Source organism: Emticicia fontis (assembly GCF_054779675.1).
Genome location: NZ_BAAGXU010000012.1, coordinates 21014 through 40828 on the forward strand (window position 1 = coordinate 21014; position 19815 = coordinate 40828).

The 19815-nt window shown below is 37.7% G+C and carries 17 protein-coding genes and 1 pseudogene; 2 read left to right on the forward strand and 16 right to left on the reverse strand.

Translation table 11 applies throughout. The annotated features are described in order from the left end of the window. Positions 1-56: 56 nt before the first annotated feature. The 12 genes from pseI to ACYVFA_RS07575 form a co-directional block, all read right to left on the reverse strand. On the reverse strand, positions 57-1088 hold the full coding sequence (pseI, locus tag ACYVFA_RS07520; RefSeq protein WP_460471199.1) for a pseudaminic acid synthase: 1032 nt from the start codon (positions 1086-1088) through the stop codon (positions 57-59). Then, on the reverse strand, positions 1085-2104 hold the full coding sequence (locus ACYVFA_RS07525; protein WP_460471200.1) for a GNAT family N-acetyltransferase: 1020 nt from the start codon (positions 2102-2104) through the stop codon (positions 1085-1087). Before ACYVFA_RS07525 ends, pseI begins: the two co-directional genes overlap by 4 nt. Beyond that, positions 2101-2787, reverse strand: a complete 687-nt coding sequence (gene pseF / locus ACYVFA_RS07530) for a glycosyltransferase family protein (protein ID WP_460471201.1) — start codon at positions 2785-2787, stop codon at positions 2101-2103. The genes ACYVFA_RS07525 and pseF overlap by 4 nt, the downstream gene beginning before the upstream one ends. Before the next feature lie 7 nt (positions 2788-2794). Continuing rightward, complete coding sequence (locus tag ACYVFA_RS07535) at positions 2795-3427, reverse strand: class I SAM-dependent methyltransferase (protein WP_460471202.1); 633 nt, start codon at positions 3425-3427, stop codon at positions 2795-2797. A gap of 2 nt (positions 3428-3429) precedes the next feature. Then, complete coding sequence (gene pseC / locus ACYVFA_RS07540; RefSeq protein ID WP_460471203.1) at positions 3430-4614, reverse strand: DegT/DnrJ/EryC1/StrS family aminotransferase; 1185 nt, start codon at positions 4612-4614, stop codon at positions 3430-3432. Positions 4615-4620: 6 nt separating this feature from the next. Next, the gene (gene pseB, locus ACYVFA_RS07545) at positions 4621-5640 is read right to left on the reverse strand and encodes a UDP-N-acetylglucosamine 4,6-dehydratase (inverting) (protein WP_460471204.1); all 1020 of its coding nucleotides are present in this window, start codon (positions 5638-5640) and stop codon (positions 4621-4623) included. A 195-nt stretch (positions 5641-5835) separates the two neighbouring features. Next, the gene (locus tag ACYVFA_RS07550; protein WP_460471205.1) at positions 5836-6462 is read right to left on the reverse strand and encodes a superoxide dismutase; all 627 of its coding nucleotides are present in this window, start codon (positions 6460-6462) and stop codon (positions 5836-5838) included. A gap of 77 nt (positions 6463-6539) precedes the next feature. Beyond that, complete coding sequence (locus ACYVFA_RS07555) at positions 6540-7004, reverse strand: nucleoside deaminase (RefSeq protein ID WP_460471317.1); 465 nt, start codon at positions 7002-7004, stop codon at positions 6540-6542. Between the two features lie 87 nt (positions 7005-7091). Further along, complete coding sequence (gene nadA, locus ACYVFA_RS07560) at positions 7092-8051, reverse strand: quinolinate synthase NadA (RefSeq protein ID WP_460471206.1); 960 nt, start codon at positions 8049-8051, stop codon at positions 7092-7094. A 50-nt stretch (positions 8052-8101) separates the two neighbouring features. Continuing rightward, the gene (locus tag ACYVFA_RS07565) at positions 8102-9061 is read right to left on the reverse strand and encodes a hypothetical protein (protein ID WP_460471207.1); all 960 of its coding nucleotides are present in this window, start codon (positions 9059-9061) and stop codon (positions 8102-8104) included. Between the two features lie 291 nt (positions 9062-9352). After that, positions 9353-11065 carry a type IX secretion system protein PorG gene (gene porG / locus ACYVFA_RS07570; RefSeq protein ID WP_460471208.1) on the reverse strand — a complete coding sequence of 571 codons (1713 nt, stop codon included), beginning with the start codon at positions 11063-11065 and terminating at the stop codon, positions 9353-9355. Between the two features lie 230 nt (positions 11066-11295). After that, the gene (locus ACYVFA_RS07575) at positions 11296-13383 is read right to left on the reverse strand and encodes a S9 family peptidase (protein WP_460471209.1); all 2088 of its coding nucleotides are present in this window, start codon (positions 13381-13383) and stop codon (positions 11296-11298) included. Between the two features lie 267 nt (positions 13384-13650). On the opposite strand from ACYVFA_RS07575, the gene ACYVFA_RS07580 reads away from it, so the two are divergent. After that, a complete protein-coding gene (locus ACYVFA_RS07580; RefSeq protein ID WP_460471210.1) occupies positions 13651-15132 on the forward strand; it encodes a zinc-binding metallopeptidase family protein in 1482 nt (493 codons plus the stop codon). Between the two features lie 61 nt (positions 15133-15193). Here the strand turns inward: ACYVFA_RS07580 and ACYVFA_RS07585 are convergent, their stop codons facing one another. Genes ACYVFA_RS07585 through ACYVFA_RS07600 form a run of 4 tightly spaced genes read right to left on the reverse strand, consistent with a single transcriptional unit; the run spans position 15194 to position 17990 of the window. Further along, positions 15194-15889 (reverse strand): hypothetical protein, encoded by a 696-nt coding sequence (locus ACYVFA_RS07585; RefSeq protein ID WP_460471211.1) that lies wholly within the window; start codon positions 15887-15889, stop codon positions 15194-15196. After that, on the reverse strand, positions 15886-16281 hold the full coding sequence (locus ACYVFA_RS07590) for a GntR family transcriptional regulator (protein WP_460471212.1): 396 nt from the start codon (positions 16279-16281) through the stop codon (positions 15886-15888). Before ACYVFA_RS07590 ends, ACYVFA_RS07585 begins: the two co-directional genes overlap by 4 nt. Before the next feature lie 4 nt (positions 16282-16285). Beyond that, positions 16286-17119 carry a hypothetical protein gene (locus tag ACYVFA_RS07595; RefSeq protein WP_460471213.1) on the reverse strand — a complete coding sequence of 278 codons (834 nt, stop codon included), beginning with the start codon at positions 17117-17119 and terminating at the stop codon, positions 16286-16288. Between the two features lie 10 nt (positions 17120-17129). After that, positions 17130-17990, reverse strand: a complete 861-nt coding sequence (locus ACYVFA_RS07600) for an ABC transporter ATP-binding protein (RefSeq protein ID WP_460471214.1) — start codon at positions 17988-17990, stop codon at positions 17130-17132. 214 nt (positions 17991-18204) lie between these two features. Here ACYVFA_RS07600 and ACYVFA_RS07605 point away from each other — a divergent pair. After that, positions 18205-19764, forward strand: a pseudogene (locus ACYVFA_RS07605) (YifB family Mg chelatase-like AAA ATPase); the annotation flags it as partial. Between the last annotated feature and the right edge of the window lie 51 nt (positions 19765-19815).

The following is a 19815-nucleotide window of genomic DNA, read 5'->3' on the forward strand; positions in this document are numbered from 1 at the left end:
GATGTTTTCAATCATCTCCTTTTTCTTAGCATATTTACTGTTATCACTTAAATAATTCAAAGATTTAAGGGTGTTCCGGCTTTAAAATCTTTACTTGCCGCTTTTCCCAATAAGCCTTCATAATACTTAGGTGGCATACCATCTCCCGGACGTATCACTCTTATATTCTCTTCTGTAAATAATTCACCAGCCTTTATTTCTTTCACTACATAAATAGAACGTTTAAACAAAAGACTCTTTCTTTCGGATTCCTGTACACCATATTGAACTTGTCCTAAAGATTGCCAGGCACGTTCCGTCTCAACTACTAATGATTTAAGTTCATCAGGCTCCAAAGAAAAGGCTGAATCTACGCCTCCTTCTGCTCGACTCAAACAAAAATGTTTCTCAATTACAGTTGCTCCCAAGGTTACCGCGGCACATGGCACACCAATCCCCATGGTATGGTCGCTCAGGCCAATTTCACATTGAAATAATTCACGCATATGCGGAATTGTACGTACGTTTGAATTCTCAGGGTTTGCCGGATAATTGCTGGTACATTTCAGTAATACTAAATCTTTACATCCATTCTCTTTTAAAACATTGACAGCTTCATCTAAATTAGCCAATGTGCTTGCGCCAGTTGACATGATGACTGGTTTGCCGGTTCTGGCAACTTTCTTTAATAGAGGGAAATGGTTATTTTCGAAAGAAGCGATTTTATGCGCAGGTGCTCCCAGATTCTCCAGAAAATCTACTGCTGTATCGTCAAATGGCGTAGAAAAGCAGATAATATTATTATCAGCAGCGCATTTAAACATGGCTTCATGCCATTCCCAAGGAGTATGCGCTTCCTGATATAATTCATAAAGATTTCTGTTTTTCCATAGAGAGGTATCGTCTTTTATATCAAAAAGGCCACCTCTTTGATTAATAGTTATCGTATCAGCAGTATACGTTTGTAATTTGAGCGCATCTGCTCCACATTTAGCAGCTGTTTCAATAATTTTTAAAGCTCTTTCCAATGAGTGATTATGGTTGCCACTCATTTCGGCTATAATAAAAGGCTTATGGTTTTGGCCTATCTGATAATTTCCTATTTTCATTGATTACTCTTTGTATATAGTACTGAGGCTATCCCCTGATAGTCTAACTCCTTTTCAAAAGAAAAACCTGCTTTTTTGAAAGCATTAATAGAACCTTCATTACTTACTTTTATAAAGGCCTGGATTGTATAATCAGGGTGTTCTTTAAAAAAGTAAGTAGTGGCTAAGGCTAATATTTTGTTAGCTAATTTTTGCCCTCTAAAGTTTTTGTCTACTGATACTCCTATAACACTGATTTTTTGCTCTTCGTTGCTTTCAAATCTTACTTGTCCGATAGGTGTTTGTTCCTTATCCTCAAAAACAAGCATTAAACAATGCTTATCAACCAATTTCTTATGAAACCATTTTTCGTGATTTTCTAAGACAATGGATTCACTATTAAATGATTGTTTCCTTACTTCTTCATCGTTCGTCCATTCAAAATATAGCATCAAATCATCTTTTCCTGCTTTCCGGATATTAATCGGATTGAATTTTGAATGAAAGAAAACATCCACAAATTTACCCTCAAACAAGCAATGATTGTGAAGCATGGCTTCTTGTTGATAGTTGTTTTTTTGAAGAACTGGATATAAGTGAGGTCTTAAATTAAAAGAGTACGTATATATTTTATGCAAATTAAGCTCCTCAAAGGCAACTTTTTCGATGAGACTAAAATAGGTTGTCCAATGAAATTCAAAGAAATCTTTTTCGAGAGCAGTGTTGATAATGAATGAGATTTCGGCATTTTTATCAATCCAATTAATATGAACCAATCCTCCATAGCCAATACAAATATCATTTTCCAGGTAAGAGAAAAGTATTTGTGTTGGTTTTTCCTGTTCGAATAAATTTGCCACTACATTACTGAAATACCATTCCTGTTTTTCGGTGGTAAGAGGTTCGCTTTGACGTAAATGATAGATTTGTTCATTGCGCCATTTCATAATATCGTACTTATCCTCATCGCGTAGTGGCACAATAGAATATTTACCAGTACTAAATACCCGTGTGTTTAAAATAGCGTATTTTCTCATGAATTCATCAATCTAAATTTCATTTCGGCCAATTTCCAGTCAGTTTCGTTGTCAATATCCTGTGCTTCTAGTTCGCTTATCTCTATCCCTCCTGAATTGGCAGTCAATAATTGTTTGGTTTTCAGAAACGTATCGACATTAAAAAAATAAAATTGCCCTACATCATGAAAGGTCCTGGTTAAATCCTGTGACCTGGTCAGTGCATGATTCGGTTCTACCCACCTCACTTTATCATCTTCTTTATAGAATGCCCTTTGAATAGGAAACGAAAAAGGTTGAATAGGCAAAACAGTATCAAAGTTTTTATCAGCCAATAATTGATAAGCATCTTTCAATTTCTGTGCTGTAACAAACGGAGCAGTAGGGTAGATGCAACAGCCGTATTGAAACTTTTTACCCAAATTAGTGTAGCTATCTAATACTTCAGTCAAAACAGATGCTGTTGTAGCGTAGTCGTTTGCATTATCTGCCGAACGAAAGAAAGGCACACTTGCACCATATTGCTTACTTATGGCAGCAATCTCTTCATCATCAGTTGATACCATTACCTCATCAAACAATTGGCTATCAAGTGCCGCCTGAATAGAATAGGCAAGAATGGGTCTACCACAAAAATCTTTAATGTTTTTTCGGGGAATCCTTTTACTGCCTCCACGTGCGGGAATGATAGCTATTTTGCTCATAGTTGAATTACCCGATTTTTTGCATTAAAAACCAGGTAATATCGTCCTGAGGGAAAGCTGGGTCTCTTTTATAGACAAAGCCATAATCGATTAACTTTAAGTCAGGATATTTTTCTAACATCTCTCCGGCAAAGTCGCGCTTGAATAATCGGTCGCTATGACCTCTATAGTTAATCGTAACCGGAGCAGGATTATAGTATTCACAAACCAGAATATATTTGCTCGAAGCCTCATATAATTTCTGGTAGATAACAGGCAACATTTCGGGGTTGATGTGAATTAATACACCCTTGATTAATGCTACTTCAAATTTATCTGTGCTATCATAATCAAAAATAGAGCCATGAAATACATTGTCGCCACCTATCACATCAGTTAATTCTTTAGCTGCCTCCGCATTGATTTCTATACCACTTAATTGAATGTTGGGAAATAAGGCTTTAATGGCTCTTAAATTCATGCCTATGTTTGCACCAAATTCAATCAATGACTTGGGTCTTGAGGCCTGATTTAAAGCTTTAACAAAAAAATTGAGGTTAGAAGCCAGATATTCAGCACTTTGATTGCGGTTGATGTAGTCATTACCAAATTCTCCTGCCCAGAATTCTTCCTGTGGAGTGATATATTTTTTCTCTTCCAACGTTATTCAGATTTTAAAAAATTAGTGATAGTCTCAATTACATACGCTTGCTCTTCATCAGTCAGTGTGGGATACATAGGTAAACTGATGCAATGCCTATAATATTCTTCCGCCATCGGTTGATCGCCTACTTTTGACCCTAATTGTTGATAATAAGGCATCAGGTGAGTAGGAATATAATGGATTTGCGCAAAAATATTATGCTCTCTTAAGTAATTGTAAAGACCTAGTCTATTTTGAACCTCTATGACATATAAGTGATAAGCGTGCCCTTCTATGTCTCCTGATTGGCCTTTGATGCCATCTGTATTTTTGAACGCCTGATTGTAGCGGGCAGCAATTGCTCTTCTTCTGATTAAGCCTTCATCAGCTCTTTTGAGTTGGCTACTTCCTAAAGCTGCCTGAAAATCGGTTATCCGGTAGTTGAAGCCCAGATTTTGCATTTCCATATACCAACCCGGATATTTATCAATCCCACCAGCAAGTTCGATACTGTTTATATATTGATTCTCTAGCTTCGTAATGCCATGCGTTCTTAATTGCAGGAGGCTTTGATAGAGTTTTTCGTCATTGGTCGTAATCATTCCACCTTCACCACTTGCGATATGTTTCACCGGGTGAAAAGAGAAAATGGCTAAGTCTGCAAATTTGCCATTGCCACACCATTGTTGTTGTCCTTTTGAATCTACAAAATAACCACCGGGTGCATGGCAGGCATCTTCAATAATCCAGAGATTATATTCATCTGCCAGTTTTCTGAACTCCTCCAGATTAGCGGCTCTACCAGCAAAATCAACAGGAATAATTCCGGTATAGGTGCCTTTAGGAGAACTTTCTAATAATGCTCGGACTTTATCAATGTCCAATAAATAAGTATCCGGTTCAATATCCGCAAAGACTACTTCTCCATCACAATAGCGAACACAATTGGCCGATGCAGCAAAAGTTATGGGAGTAGTAATCACTTTATCCCCTTCTTTTACTCCCAAAGCCAAAGTACATAAATGCAAAGCAGCTGTACCGTTTGCTACGGCTACGGCATATTTTGCTCCGATATAGCTGGCAAAATTGTCTTCAAACTCCTTTATCTTCGGGCCTTGGGTCAGGAAAGGACTCTTGAGCGTCTCTATCACTACAGCTATATCTTCGTCAGTGATATGCTGTTTGCCGTATGGAATACTATTCATCTGAGTTTAAACTTCAAAGTTTGGATCTACGTGTTCTTTAATGAGGGCTCTCAAATCTTCTACAGTTTCCCAGTCTGTATTCTGATTTGAGGTATACTTAAAACCTACGGGAACTTTTGTCGCATTAAACTCAGTCATGAAATCTTCGATTTTCCACTTATGTGTCGAAGGTAAAATGGTATAATATTTACCTAAATCATAAGTCAGAAACGAGTCAGATTCTGTAATCATTTCTTCATGTACCTTTTCGCCGGGTCTGATACCTACAATTTTTACTTCAGCTTCTGGTGCAATGGCTTTAGCCACATCAAGAATATGATACGAAGGAATTTTAGGAATAAAAATTTCGCCGCCCCACGCATGCTCTAAAGCGTGCATCACCATATCAACACCACCTTGCAATGAGATATTGAAACGGGTCATGGTAGGATCTGTAACCGGAATAACGCCTTCTTTCTTTTTCTTCATAAAGAAAGGAATCACAGAACCATTTGAGCCCATTACATTTCCGTATCTTACTACCGAAAACCGAATTGGATTCCAGCCTTTGATATTATTAGCAGCCACAAATAGTTTATCAGAGGCCAGTTTAGTTGCTCCATACAAATTGATAGGTGCACAGGCTTTATCAGTCGATAAAGCTACTACGCGCTCCACATCTGTTTCAAGACAAGCATTAATCACATTTTCGGCACCTAATACATTAGTCTTTACACATTCCATGGGGTTATACTCTGCAATCGGAACGTGTTTCATGGCCGCAGCATGAATCACATAATCAACCCCTTTTAAGGCTCTTTTCAAGCGTTCGAAATCCCGCACGTCTCCAATAAAATACCGCATTTGCGAGTATTTGCTATCAGGATACTCATGGGCCATTTCGAATTGCTTCTGCTCATCTCTGGAAAAAATGATTAATTTCTTTATTTCCGGGTGCTTCGCTAAAATGTGCTTGGTAAGGGCCTTTCCTAAAGAGCCAGTACCACCGGTAATCAATATGGTTTTATCTTTGAAAGTGAATGACATATCAAACCTGAAAAATGATTTTGGTATACTCTTCTTACAGCTAGTAAGGAGTTTTGTACAAAAGTAGTTAAGATTGCTTTAAAAAAGAATATAACGCCTAAACTACTTATAAACGTATCATTTTGAATGATGGTCTAAAAATAAAAAAGAGATGCCCGATGGACATCTCTCTGATATAATCAGGCTAAAAATTAATTATTCGTTTGGAATAACTCTTTTAGCATTTGAGAAACGTTTTTGTACAGCATCCCAGTCAACTACATTCCAGAAAGTATCAATATAGTCAGGGCGTTTGTTTTGGAATTTCAAGTAATAAGCATGTTCCCATACGTCTAATCCTAATACCGGAATACCTTTTTTATCAGCCACATCCATCAATGGATTATCCTGATTAGGGGTAGAAGTAATGAAAAGTTTCTCCTGGTCGTCTACTGCTAACCATGCCCAACCTGAACCGAAACGACTGATAGCCGCTTTTTTGAACTCATCTTTGAAAGCATCAAATGAACCGAAAGCATCATCAATCGCTTTGCCCAAAGTACTTGATGGAGTTCCGCCTCCGTTTGGTGAAAGAATATTCCAGAATAAATCGTGGTTGAAATGTCCGCCACCGTTGTTTCTTACAGGTGCTGGATATTTGCTGATATTAGCTAATAATTCTTTCAATGATAAGCTCTCCATTTCTGTACCTGCAATCGCATTATTCAGATTGGTTACATAAGCTTGGTGATGACGGTCATGGTGAATTTCCATAGTTGCCTTGTCAAAATGAGGCTCCAGTGCGTCACTTGCGTAAGGGAGCGGATCGAGTGTGTATGCCATATTCTAAAGTAAGTTTTAAATGTTGAATATAATAGTTCGTTTATTACAGCCTAAAAGTTAAACGCTAACGGCAAAAATTATGTTCGCAAATTCCTGAAAAAATTCTTCACAATCATTTCGCAATCTTTTTCTAAAATGCCTTTGACAATAGTCGTCTTGGGGTGAAGAATATTTGGAGAAACCCTTGCAAACCCTCTCTTCGGGTCAGATGCGCCATACACAATACGGTCAATTTGTGTCCATTGTAAAGCACCTGCACACATCACACAAGGCTCAAGTGTTACATATAATGTACAGTCTTTCAGATACTTGCCACCCAAAAATTGAGAGGCTGCCGTAATGGCAATAATTTCGGCATGAGCTGTCACATCATTTAACTGCTCAGTCTGGTTAGTGCCTTTCCCGATAATCTTACTACCTCCGGCCACTACAATAGCACCTACAGGAATTTCTCCTGCTTCACCCGATTGAATAGCCAAATCAAGTGCCTTTGCCATGAAATATTCGTGAGAGTAAAGAGGGTAGGAGAGTGCCAATAGTATAAGAGGTTTATTCGTAGAATGTTTTTCAGAAAAAAAAGGTTCGCCTGTTGAGCGAACCTTCTGTTATGAATCTATAAAATTGAGCTATTACAAACCAAATTTGGCCGAAAGCTCAAGCATTCTTTCAATAGGTTTTCTGGCTGCTTCGATTACATCCATTGGTAAAATGATTTCCGGCGTTTCATCTCTTAAACACCAGTAAAGTTTCTCCATCGTGTTTAATTTCATGTGCGGACAATCAGAACAAGCCTGGCAAGCATGACCATTACGAGAAGTAGGCGCTACAATGAATTTCTTATCTGGTGCAGCTTTTCTCATCTGGTGCAAAATGCCCGACTCGGTGGCTACGATAAACTCTTTATCCTTGCTTTCAATTACGTGCTTTAATAAACCAGTAGTTGAGCCGATATAATCAGCTAATTTTAAAACAGGTTGTTCGCTTTCAGGGTGAGCTACTACTTTGGCATCAGGGTGCTTATCTTTTAAGTCCTGAATCATTTTGCCTGAGAAAGTCTCGTGTACCATACAGGCACCATCCCACAAAACCATATCACGGCCTGTTACCCGATTAATATATCCACCCAGGTTTTTATCAGGTGCAAAAATAATCTTCTGATCTTTCGGAAAGCTCTCCACTATTTTCACCGCATTGCTACTCGTACAAACCACATCGGTCAATGTTTTCAGTGCAGCCGAACAGTTAACATAAGAAATAACGATATGATCAGGATGTTGTGCTTTGAAAGCCGCAAATTCATCTGCAGGAGCAGACTCTTCTAATGAGCAACCCGCGTTCATATCAGGCAATACTACTTTCTTTTGCGGAGACAATATCTTGGCTGTTTCAGCCATGAAGCGCACTCCTGCAAAAACAATCATATCGGCATCTGTTTTAGCCGCTTGCTGAGAAAGACCCAGACTATCACCAATATAATCAGCAATATCCTGAATTTCAGCTACCTGATAATAGTGAGCCAGAATAACTGCGTTTTTTTCTTTCTTCAATCGTGCTATCTCTGCTACCAGATCAATGTCTTCTTTTACCATTTTGGATGATTTTCTAAATAACTGTCAAAAAAAATGTGCAAGTCGTGAGCTTATTTGCAAAGGTATTCCCACTCTTTCTGAGTAGTGGCTGTACCTTTGGCATCAGAGAATAATTCTTTTGTTTTATTACTCTTCGCATCATACTCAAAACTTCTTGTACTTAAAATCTCATTATTATAAAAATAGTTCTCTTTCACCATTAATCCTTTACTATTATATTCGTAGGTAAAGTAATAATCAACCTGATTGCTACCGTTCAGGCGGGTTTTCTTTTCTAAAACTCCTTTGGCACTATAAGTATTTACAGTTGAAGCAAACAATACATCATTGCGTGTCGTAGTTTCTTTCGTCAGATTCCCCGCGAGATCATATTCATAATTGGTAATAGTGGTCATTTTATCGGCAGCATCATAGTGTACCCAACGACTTACTTTGCCTAATTGCGCATAGGTATATTTATCCGAGAAAGCCACAACTCCATTCGCACTTATTACTTCTTTGGTGATAATCTGTCCATTCAGATCAAACCCTGTTATTTCTCTTACGGTCTCAGTAACTCCATCTTTATCATAAAAGATTTGCGTTGAACCTGATTCTGTAAACAAGGTTTTTTGAAGTGCACTTGAAACACCATCGACCGAAATAACCTCCTGCGTCAGCTTCCCCAGCAGACTATATTCTCTCTTGGTTACTTTTTTCACCACATTGTTGAGGCTATAAGTAATCTTAGTATTATTACCCTTGGCATCATACTCATAAACAAATGTTTCTTTGTAGCTACCTGAGAACTGGCTTGAATAATTGTTTGTTTCATTCAACATTCTTCCTTGTGCATCATACTGTTTCAGGAATGATTGCTCAACTCTTCCTTGTCTTGAAAAAGTATATTTAGTTTCAAGGCAATTGCTGGTAGGATTGATAATATCTAATTGAGCAGTGCAAGAAGAGACGAATAATAATATTGTTCCCAGACAAATATAGACGCTCGTATGTTTTAGATTTAGTTTCATTGTCTTAATGAAATAAATGTGAGAAATTAATTAATGTAACGTAAGCGTGATGATTTTTTAGTCATAAAATTACAACTTTTCCCGAAAATGCTACTCCTGTTTTTATTTAATGGCAAAGTTTCTTAAGAGTATCGCTTATTCGATTAAAGAGTTTTAGGGGAAAAGTCCTATAATCTATATATCATTGAACACCTACAGCGAAGATAAATCATAAATTATACCAGAAAAACGGAGAATAAAAAAGAGCAGAACTTTGAGGTTCTGCTCTTTTGATATAATTCAATCAGATGATTATTTCAATTGGAATTCTACGCGGGTATTAGCTTTTTTGCCGTCTGGAGTCATGTAAGGAGTTGATGGATCTTCGTCACCTTTTCCTTCATAAGTCATACGTGCTTTGCTGATACATTTTTTCTTCAAGAAATAAGCGTAGATAGCGCATGAACGTAATTTAGCTGAACGAAGGTTAGCAGAAGTACTTGAACCATCATTGTAAGCTACGATATTCAAGATGCTATCCGGACATCTTTGCAACAATGAACAAACGCGATCCAGTTTTTTGTAAGAACTTGGTTTCAATTTGTTTGTACCATTGTAGAACTCGATGCCTTGTGCTGCGAAGCTCAATTCGTCTAATTCAGCTTTAGAAATCATACAGCCGCTCAATGTTCTATAACCCGGAGCCAAACCGTTTACATATCCTTCAGGACAACCATCGTTTGTTTGTAAACCTGGTAGATCAGGACATTTATCTTTATCGTCAGCTACACCATCACCATCGCGGTCTGGACAACCTTTTGCAGAAGCCACACCAGCTACTTTAGGACAAGCATCATCTTTATCAGCGATACCATCACCATCTGAATCAGGACAGCCATTCAATGAAGCAGGACCAGGCTCGTTTGGACAAGCATCATCTTTATCAGTGATACCATCACCATCTGTATCAGGGCAACCTTTCAAAGCTTTCAAACCTGGAACATCCGGACAAGCATCATCTTTATCTGCTACACCATCTTTATCTTTATCAGGACAACCGTTCAATGAAGCAGGACCTACTACTGTAGGACAAGCATCATCTTTATCGGCAATACCATCACCGTCAGTATCAGGACATCCTTGTAATGCCATTGGTCCGGCTTGAGTCGGGCAAGCATCATCTTTATCAGGAATACCGTCACCGTCAGTATCAGGACAACCCTGGAATTTACGTAAACCTTTTTCGTTAATACAAGCATCGCAACGGTCAACTACGCCATCTTTATCAGTATCTTTATCACCGAAACGATAAGACCCTAATAAGTTAACTACTGCATAACCGTCATTTTTAGGAACATTGGTTTCCAAACTTGTAGTAGATGCATGTGTACCATCCAGATAATCAGAGAAAACATAACGGTAGCCAGCTTCTAAGCCAAGTGTCCATCTTTCTGCTAAGTTCCATTTAACACCTAGACCAAACGGCAACATGAAAGCTGCTTTTTTCAGATTAGCTCTATCCTCATCCATTAATCTTTGAATTGGAGGGAAAGCACCACCCGGTTGAACTTCAAAAGTCGGGTTAGTGAATACGCCACCAACACCACCATAAATATAAGGTTTTATAGTTTTCTTGAAAGTTCCGTCACAATAATAAAAACGTTCCCCAAACGGATATAATTCACCTAATAAAGCTACTTCTGTTAATGGAGATTTAAATTTAAGACGACGGTAATCCCATCTTCCATCAGGTTGATCTAAATCATTTCCTGCTAAAGCACCTACCATTACCTGACCTCTTAATGCGAAATAGTTACCGAAGTGTCTACGAACAAATGCCCCGAACATTGGGCGGTTTTCTGAAAGATATGCTTTACTACAGTGCATATCACCGAAGTATTGATTAGCGCCAAGTAGGAGACCAACTTCCCACTTATATGGTTTACAAACTCTACAGGTGTCTTGGGCTTGCGACGCCAGCGAGATTGTAAATAACGCCGCAAATAATAGTATTGCCTTCTTCATGTTGGGGAATTTTTATGTTATATCAAATAAAACTAATGTAAAAATTGGACTAAATAAAGCATTTTGGGTCACAATCTGTTCGGAATATTTGGCAAAGAAAAAACAAAATGTTATAAATTTCTAAAAAAAAGGCTCATTTTTTTTACGAATATGATTAATCGGTAAAATTGGAACCTTATCTTGTGTTTTTAATAGCCAAAAATATAAACCAATAAAAGTACATAATTGTTTTAACCCAAAATATCAGCTAAATCCAAAATAAAAGCGTATTCTTTTGCAATTAATTTTAAGGAAGCAAAGCGCCCTGACGCACCGCCATGACCTGCTTCCATATCTATATACATCAATAATAAATTGCTATCGGTTTTAGACGTACGTAACCTGGCAACCCACTTGGCCGGTTCAAAATACTGCACCTGAGAGTCGTGTAAGCCAGTGGTTACCAGTAGATTAGGGTATGCCTTTTTCTCAACATTATCATAGGGTGAATACGAAAGCATATACTCATAAGAGGCCTTGTTTTTCGGATTTCCCCACTCTTCAAATTCTCCTGTTGTCAGCGGAATACTCTCATCTAACATGGTTGTTACTACATCTACGAATGGCACAGAGGCTACTATCCCTCTATATAAATCAGGCCTCATGTTAGTAATGGCTCCCATCAATAATCCTCCCGCACTGCCACCCATGGCAAATAATTTATTCGGGCTACAATATTTATTGGCGATCAGAAATTCAGAGCAGTCGATAAAATCATTAAAAGTGTTTATTTTCTTAAACATCTTCCCATTGTCGTACCACTCACGACCCATCTCCTGACCTCCTCTTATATGAGCAATAGCATAGACAAAACCTCTATCGAGCAGACTTAAACGAACAGAGCTAAAAGTGGCGTCTGTAGAGTACCCATAAGAACCATACGAATACTGAAGCAGTGGCGCTTTGCCGTCAAGTTGTGTGCCTTTTCTATAAACTATTGAGAGCGGAATCTTTACTCCATCCCTTGCAATAACAAAAACTCTTTCAGACACATAATTGTTTTTATTAAATTCACCAATTACGGCCTGTACCTTTTTTAGCTCTTTGGTCTGGGTGTCTAAATTATAATCAAACGTTGAGCCCGGCGTAGTAAGCGAAGTATAAATAAATCTTAGAGTATTGGTATTGAACTCTGGATTTGCTCCTATATATGCATCATAAGCAGGCTCGCCGAAATCTACATAATGTTCTTCTTTGGTGGTTTGATTAATAACCCTTAGATGAATGAGACCTTCTTTTCTTTCCTGTAAAACCAGATGATTTTTAAAAACTTCAATAGATTCCAGAAGTACTTCTTTTCTATGAGGAATAACCAGCTTCCATTGCGTCTTATCTGCTACCTGATTTTCTTTTACTTCCATCAGTTGGAAGTTAATGGCTTTATCCCGATTGGTATTGATATAAAATTTATCTTCAAAATGTTCAATGCTATACTCATGCCCTCGCTCTCTTTCAGAAAACACCTTAAACTCACCCATCGGTTTTGAGGCCTCAAGTAATCGGAATTCTGTCGAAACCCCGTTATGGTCACAACCGATGGCAATATATTTTTTAGATTTCATCCGGGCCAGCCCCATATAGAACTGATTATCTTTTTCCTCGTAGACCAGTTCATCGGTTTTTACATCAGTGCCTAAAATATGTCGCCATACCTGATAACCCAAAAGGGTTTGCTGGTCTCTTAAGATATAGAAGAAAGTCTTGTTATCACTTGCCCAGGCATAATTGCCGCCTTCGGTGTTTTTTATCTGCTCTTTATATAATTTACCTGTTTGCAGGTTTTTGAATCTAACCGTATAATTCCGGCGACTTACGGTATCAACACCATAGGCCATTATTTCTTCATTGTCTGTTACTTCATAACCACCAATATTGAAATACTTTTTATTCTTGCCTAATTTGTTTCCATCTAGTAGAATCTCCTCAGGTACATCTGACCCTACTTTCTTCCGGCAATAAATAGGATATTCACCACCTTCAATGAATCTGACGTAGTAATAATAATTGCCATCTTTTACAGGCACAGACTCATCCTGCTCCTTAATGCGACCCTTCATTTCATGAAAAAGCTTTTCTTCAAAAGGTTTGACAGGAGCCATTACCTGGTCTAAATAATCATTCTCTGCATTCAGATAAGCTACTACTTCCGGGTTTTCTCTCTCATTAAGCCAATAGTAATTATCAATTCTGGTATGTCCATGAATAGATAATTCTTTGGGTTGTATTTTAACTGTCGGTGTGGCAATACCGTCATGTTTCATCAATTGTGTGTTACTCATGTTGAAATAATTAAGAATTTCTCCAGGCGGTTTTGTTAGGTAAAATTTGAGTTTGATTGAAGAGCGTAACAAAGAAAGTGCTTTTTTACCAGAATTGTTCTAAAAATCTAGGTATTCAGACAGAAAAATGCTGATACTTATATCTTCTTGAAAACGATTATAACTGAAAATAAAACGGCCTTTTGTATAAAATAAAAAAAATAGCGATGTTTACACTAATATTACACGCCTAAACTGAATTGGCCCAACAACATAAATTACAGGTAGATGAGAAAGAGAATTTTATTTTTAACGCTTACCATTAGCATTGCCTTATTTTCGGCATTTACTTCTCCGGCGGATGAATTAGAAGCATTATTCACAAAGATTAATGATGATGTCTTAAGCCGTGGACGTGCCTATGAAACTTTAGAAGAGGCTACTTCTACAATAGGCCATAGACTGACAGGTAGTCCGAACGGGAAAAAAGCAGAAGACTTTGCTTACAAATTACTAAAAGAATATGGCTATGCTGATGTGAAGTATATGCCGTTTGAGGTAGAATCATGGGCAAGAGATACGGTAAGTCTGGCAATTGTACCTAAAGGAAGTGATAATTTCCGCGATGTAGAGGTGGTAGCACTGGCACACTCGCCGGTATCGTCGCACATCAAAGGTCCTATTGTTGATTGTGGCGATGGGATAGAAGCAGATTTCGAGAAAGTAAAAGACCAGGTAAAAGGTAAGATTGCCTTATTTAATATTAACCTTCAGGCAACAGAAAATAAGGGTAAGAAAAACCTTCACCGCTCTGAAAAAACAGCCTTGGCTATTAAGTATGGTGCTACGGGTGTAATTATTGCAAATGCAGTAGAAGGGGGAGTGTTATTGACCGGAACCGCTTCGGTGACTGGGGCATTGATTCCTATTCCTGCGGTTTGTGTATCGGTTGAAAGTGGTAAAGCTATCCGTAGATGGATGAACGATGAAAAGAATATCTGGGCAGTAATTGATATGCAGAATTTCAGCCGCCCTATCAAGGCCAGAAACGTAATAGCTACCTTACCAGGAAGTTCTAAAAAATATGCCAATGATAAAATTGTGATTGGTGGTCACCTGGATTCATGGGATTTAGCTACCGGAGCAATGGACAATGGCATTGGCTCTTTTACGGTATTAGACGTAGCCAGAGTTTTTCAGTCATTAAAACTGAAACCTAAACGCCCGATTGAATTCGTGATGTTTATGGGTGAAGAACAAGGTTTGCTAGGTTCTAAAGCTCTGGTGAAAAAATATAAAGAAGAAGGTAAATTAGATCAGATTCAGTTAATGATGAATCTGGATATGGTAAACAATGCCAAAGGATTCAATGCGATGGGTCGTCCTGAATTACGTGCATTCTTTGATGAAATCGGTAAGAAAATCAAGAATATAGATTCTACTTTCAGTAATACCAATCCAAATTCGGCAGGCTTGCATTCAGACCACCAGCCATTCATGATTCAGGGTGTTCCGGTGTGTTCGCCATCAGGCAGTTTCCCTGTAAAAGCGTATAACTGTTATCATGCCAATTGCGACCGCTTTGATTTGATAGACAAAAAACAAATCAACAATAACGTACGTTTTACGGCTATGATGCTTTACGCTCTGGCTAATGCAGATGCACTACCTGTAAAGAAAATGAACGATAATGATACCAAAGAGTTTTTGATTAAACAAAACCTCAAAAATGAGTTGATTATCGGTAAAGACTGGCGTTGGGAGCAATAAGATAATAGAAATAAAAAAGAAGAAGCCGTTTCAAAGATAATTTCGAAACGGCTTCTTCTTTTTATTGCAGACCACCAGATTTTTGTAATAGAAGTAAATGCTCTTTGGTAGCAGTGATTCTGGCTGAGGAACTCATTTGTAAAGATGCCTTATTGAGTTTCATTACTCCTAATTCGATTCCTGAAAATTTCTGAAGATTCATATCCAGATTACCGACAGAAGTGTTTTTGGCAAATCTTACGAATGATTTATCCGTAGTATTAATAGTACACTCTTTTATTTTTGTGCGAGAAATGGTTACTACTGCAATTTTTTTAAGATTTACTTGTAGGCTATCTATCGTAAGGCCATCTAATAGAACTCTGGCGGCATTAGCCTCTATTTTCTCAGGGTTTATTCCCGAAAGAAAAATATTCAAACCATAAGGATAAGGTAGCGTACTGCTAATCTTAAGCGTATCGCCCGATTGCTTGTAAGTTAAATGCTCTCTGAAAAAAGGATTTCTTGGTAAAAATATGGTTCTTTCATTGCCAGGAACACAATCCACATTAAACTCATCGACCAGATCCGCTTTATTTTTAGTACTGCCCTCTATAATCAGGTACTTTACAGGGTTTAAAGCTATTCGGTCGTAATTGCGGAACTTGTCATGCAGATTAATTTTTTTGTATGCTGCTTTTAACTGAAAAGCAGTAAAGATCATTGTCAGAATCAAAAAGCCTAAAAAGGCGATTAAAAGTTTATTGCTTGTTTTCATAAGGTTGTATCAGCGGAAAAGGTTTCGGTTTTCTCTTTCTTAAAAATCTCAAATTGATTTCGTAATTCGTCAAAATCAATTTTCAACAGGTCAATATTCTGGAAGAAAAGTGGCAGGTCATTTTTTAGAAAATCTTCTTTCCTGAAAGCTAAGGCCTTGCTTTTGCCATCTTCCATGACAAAGTATCCCATACCGCGTTTTGTAAAAATGATTTCCTTTTGCGTCAGAAACTCGTAAGTACGAGCCACTGTATTCGGATTGACTTCAAGGCTGATAGCCAACTCACGGACAGATGGAATTTTCTCACACTCTCGCCATCGATCTATCAATATATTTTCGCAAACCATTTCGGCAATCTGCAGGTAAATGGCCTGATTGTTTCTGAATTCCATAAACTTAAACTTCTTTTTCTTTGAGTTTCAAAAAAGTAATAAACGTAAAAAATATAACGGTACCTACGGTTAAAGTCAAATTGATTATATAACTGAGAGAAGAGGGAAGTCTAATAGTATCGACGATATTGTCATAAACAGGTACATTTCTTCTAGCATCTTGAACATCCATCTCGGTAAGATTAAATAGGCCTCCGCTTAACGTTCTGTCCCCAATTGTATCTGTAAGAATACGCTCTCTGATATTATTAAATAGATAAGTCAGTACAAATAATAGAATAAAAAGTAGTAAGGCTGTTTTTATATAAGAAAAACGTTCAAATAAAAGACTGCTCATTAAAGCGATAGGCTGTAGTACCAAAAAGAATATAGTATTTCTTAAAACGACAGAATATGGATCTTTGAAACTTAATGGATGCAAATCCCATTCATCAATTTTTATGGTGACAATTGATTGGATAGCCTGGATATAGAAAAAATCTAGAATGAAGAATACAGAAATATATACCGTGGGGAATACAATGCATGTATAAAAAATAGCAGTTATTAATTTTTCAAATGGCGTAGCGGGTAGAAGTAAAAAATTGATACTTTGACCCTTGGTAGAAAAGTCTCTCCAGATAAAATTGGCAAAAATAGTCCCCGCAGCTATAAGCCCAAAACTATAAATTAACTGGCGATTGTAAAAAGCAATAATGTGAGTCCGGTCAGTTGTCAGAAAATGAAAGACTATATATACCGCTACTAGCACACCTAGTGCTATCGCCCAAATTCTATAGTTTTCTATCCAGGTTTTCTTTATCAGAAGAAAAAGTCTTTTTGTGCTGAAATGAATCATAGTCTTAAGTTTAAGCGTGATAGTTGTCAATTAGGTCAGTACTGAATATTTGCTGTAATAACTCTTTCTTATGCGTAACAGCATTGAAAAGTAATTCTAAATCTACTTTGGTATGCTCATGGCTAAGATTAGGCATAAGCGCCATCAAGCCCTTAAGAGTCTGTTCGGTGTAGATAGCACCAAGTACATTTTCAGTATTTGAAACAGATTTAAAACTTAACCGTTCACCAATTTCTTCAATTGAGTGTTGTAAGAGAATGGCACTTTCTTCCAGAATGATAATATTATCAATGAGCCCATCAAGGTCTCTTACCTGGTGTGTAGAGATGATAATGGCTTGTTCTTCTGACAGGCTTGAAGCAATCAATTTACGGAACTGACTTTTGGAAGGAATATCCAGGCCATTTGTAGGTTCATCTAATAGCAAAAATTGCACATTGGTTGCCAACCCGAAGCCAATGAGGACTTTCTTCTTTTGTCCGTATGAGAGCTTAGAGAGCTTATCAGATTTTGATAGTTGAAACTCCTTTAAATAATTATCAAATTGTTCATGACTGAATTTTGGATAAAATGGACTGTTGATATTCAAAAATTCAGCAATACTAATGGCTGGCGTGTGAAATTCTTCAGGTAGAAAATACAAGTTTTCAAGCATCGCTATATTTCGGGTACGGGTTTCAATTCCATTAAATTGGCAGGTGCCACCTTTAGGGAATAGTAAACCTGCCATGAGTCGCAGCAAAGATGATTTACCTGCACCATTACGGCCTAGTAAACCATAAATGTTTCCTTGTTTGAGTGTCAGCGAAAGATTGTTAAATACCGGTTTTTGTCGGTTATAGCCAAAGCTGAGGTTCTGAATAGTGAGCATAAAAGAGATATTTAAATTGGAATCCGGTTAATCAGCGAACATTTTATTTAATTATTGACAATATAGTGTACTAGTTAAATAATACACTACAAAATAAGATATTAAGATTTTATTTTGCAAGGACTTTATGATTTTTTTTAGAACTCAGTTAGCTCAATACATTTAGAAGAAATATTGTAGTTTTGTAAAATACTGATACAATTTTAATTTAGAAGAACAAACAAGAGATACTATGTTATCAAAAACCTTTGGTGCTGCTGTGTATGGGGTAAATGCCACCTTGATAACAGTTGAAGTAAGTGTAATGCAAGGTGTAGGAATGGCAATTGTAGGGTTACCTGATGGAGCTGTGAAAGAGAGTCAACAAAGAATAGATGCTGCTCTGAAATATTGTAATTACCAGATTTCCCGACAAAAAACAGTCATTAACTTAGCTCCTGCAGATATTAGAAAAGAGGGCTCAGCTTATGATTTGCCTATGGCTATAGGGATACTTACCGCCGGAGAGCATATCAAACCTATCAAGAATTTAGAAGAATATGTAATTTTAGGTGAACTGGCACTAGATGGTATGCTTAGACCTATTAAAGGAGTTTTACCTATTGCCATAGAAGCTCGTCGGAGTAAGCTAAAAGGTTTCATTCTTCCGGCCGAAAATGCAATGGAAGCATCTATTGTGAATAATTTAGATGTAATAGGAGTAGAGAATCTGACCGAAGCTATTGATTTTCTGACAGGTAAAAAAGAAATAGAACCTCTAGTAACTGATACCAGAGATATTTTTTATAGCGCTATCAATGAATATGAAGCAGATTTCTCACACGTTCAAGGACAGGAAAATATCAAGCGGGCAATGGAAATAGCTGCGGCAGGTGGCCACAATGTGATTATGATCGGCCCGCCGGGTGCTGGAAAAACTATGCTTGCCAAGCGCCTGCCATCAATACTACCACCTTTAACATTGCATGAAGCCTTAGAAACTACCAAAATTCATTCAGTGGCAGGTAAATTGGGTGTAAAGTCTTCTTTAATTGCTCGCAGGCCATTCAGAGCACCGCACCATACCATATCTGATGCAGCGCTGGTAGGTGGGGGTGGTTTCCCACAACCTGGAGAAATCTCATTGGCGCATAACGGTGTTTTGTTTTTAGATGAATTGCCCGAATTTAAAAGAACAGTTCTGGAAGTAATGCGTCAACCTTTAGAAGAAAGAAAAGTAGTCATTTCAAGAACAAAACAGGCGGTTGAATTCCCGACCAATTTCATGTTAGTGGCTAGCATGAATCCTTGTCCCTGCGGCTACTATAATCACCCGGAAAAGTCGTGCTCATGCCCTCCCGGAGCAGTGGGTAAATATCTGAATAAAATTTCAGGGCCATTATTGGATAGAATTGATTTACACGTAGAGGTAACACCTGTCAATTTTGAACAGATTTCATCGACCCGTAAGAATGAATCTTCTGCCACTATCAGAGAAAGAGTAGTAAAAGCCCGGGAAATACAGACAAAACGTTTTGAGAATTATCCAGAAATTCATTCAAATGCGATGATGCCACCAGAAATGGTAAAAGAGATTTGCGATATTGGTGAGGGTGGCAAAGCACTTCTGAAAAAGGCGATGGAACGTTTAGGACTATCGGCCAGAGCTTATGATAGAATTCTGAAAGTATCTCGTACCATTGCCGATTTGGCAGATTCAGAAGAGATACGCATTGAGCATTTGGCAGAGGCAATACAATTCAGAAGTCTGGATAGAGAAAATTGGGCAGGGTAATAGAATAGTTCTTGAAACTATCAAAAACCTTTTAATAGAAAAAACTTGGAA

Excerpts from the sequence above, each read along its gene's own strand:
- pseI (WP_460471199.1), bottom strand. The coding sequence starts at position 1,088 with ATGAAAATAGGAAATTATCAGATAGGCCAAAACCATAAGCCTTTTATT.
- ACYVFA_RS07525 (WP_460471200.1), bottom strand. The coding sequence starts at position 2,104 with ATGAGAAAATACGCTATTTTAAACACACGGGTATTTAGTACTGGTAAA.
- pseF (WP_460471201.1), bottom strand. The coding sequence starts at position 2,787 with ATGAGCAAAATAGCTATCATTCCCGCACGTGGAGGCAGTAAAAGGATT.
- pseC (WP_460471203.1), bottom strand. The coding sequence starts at position 4,614 with ATGAATAGTATTCCATACGGCAAACAGCATATCACTGACGAAGATATA.
- pseB (WP_460471204.1), bottom strand. The coding sequence starts at position 5,640 with ATGTCATTCACTTTCAAAGATAAAACCATATTGATTACCGGTGGTACT.
- ACYVFA_RS07550 (WP_460471205.1), bottom strand. The coding sequence starts at position 6,462 with ATGGCATACACACTCGATCCGCTCCCTTACGCAAGTGACGCACTGGAG.
- nadA (WP_460471206.1), bottom strand. The coding sequence starts at position 8,051 with ATGGTAAAAGAAGACATTGATCTGGTAGCAGAGATAGCACGATTGAAG.
- ACYVFA_RS07565 (WP_460471207.1), bottom strand. The coding sequence starts at position 9,061 with ATGAAACTAAATCTAAAACATACGAGCGTCTATATTTGTCTGGGAACA.
- porG (WP_460471208.1), bottom strand. The coding sequence starts at position 11,065 with ATGAAGAAGGCAATACTATTATTTGCGGCGTTATTTACAATCTCGCTG.
- ACYVFA_RS07575 (WP_460471209.1), bottom strand. The coding sequence starts at position 13,383 with ATGAGTAACACACAATTGATGAAACATGACGGTATTGCCACACCGACA.
- ACYVFA_RS07580 (WP_460471210.1), top strand. The coding sequence starts at position 13,651 with ATGAGAAAGAGAATTTTATTTTTAACGCTTACCATTAGCATTGCCTTA.
- ACYVFA_RS07585 (WP_460471211.1), bottom strand. The coding sequence starts at position 15,889 with ATGAAAACAAGCAATAAACTTTTAATCGCCTTTTTAGGCTTTTTGATT.
- ACYVFA_RS07590 (WP_460471212.1), bottom strand. The coding sequence starts at position 16,281 with ATGGAATTCAGAAACAATCAGGCCATTTACCTGCAGATTGCCGAAATG.
- ACYVFA_RS07595 (WP_460471213.1), bottom strand. The coding sequence starts at position 17,119 with ATGATTCATTTCAGCACAAAAAGACTTTTTCTTCTGATAAAGAAAACC.
- ACYVFA_RS07600 (WP_460471214.1), bottom strand. The coding sequence starts at position 17,990 with ATGCTCACTATTCAGAACCTCAGCTTTGGCTATAACCGACAAAAACCG.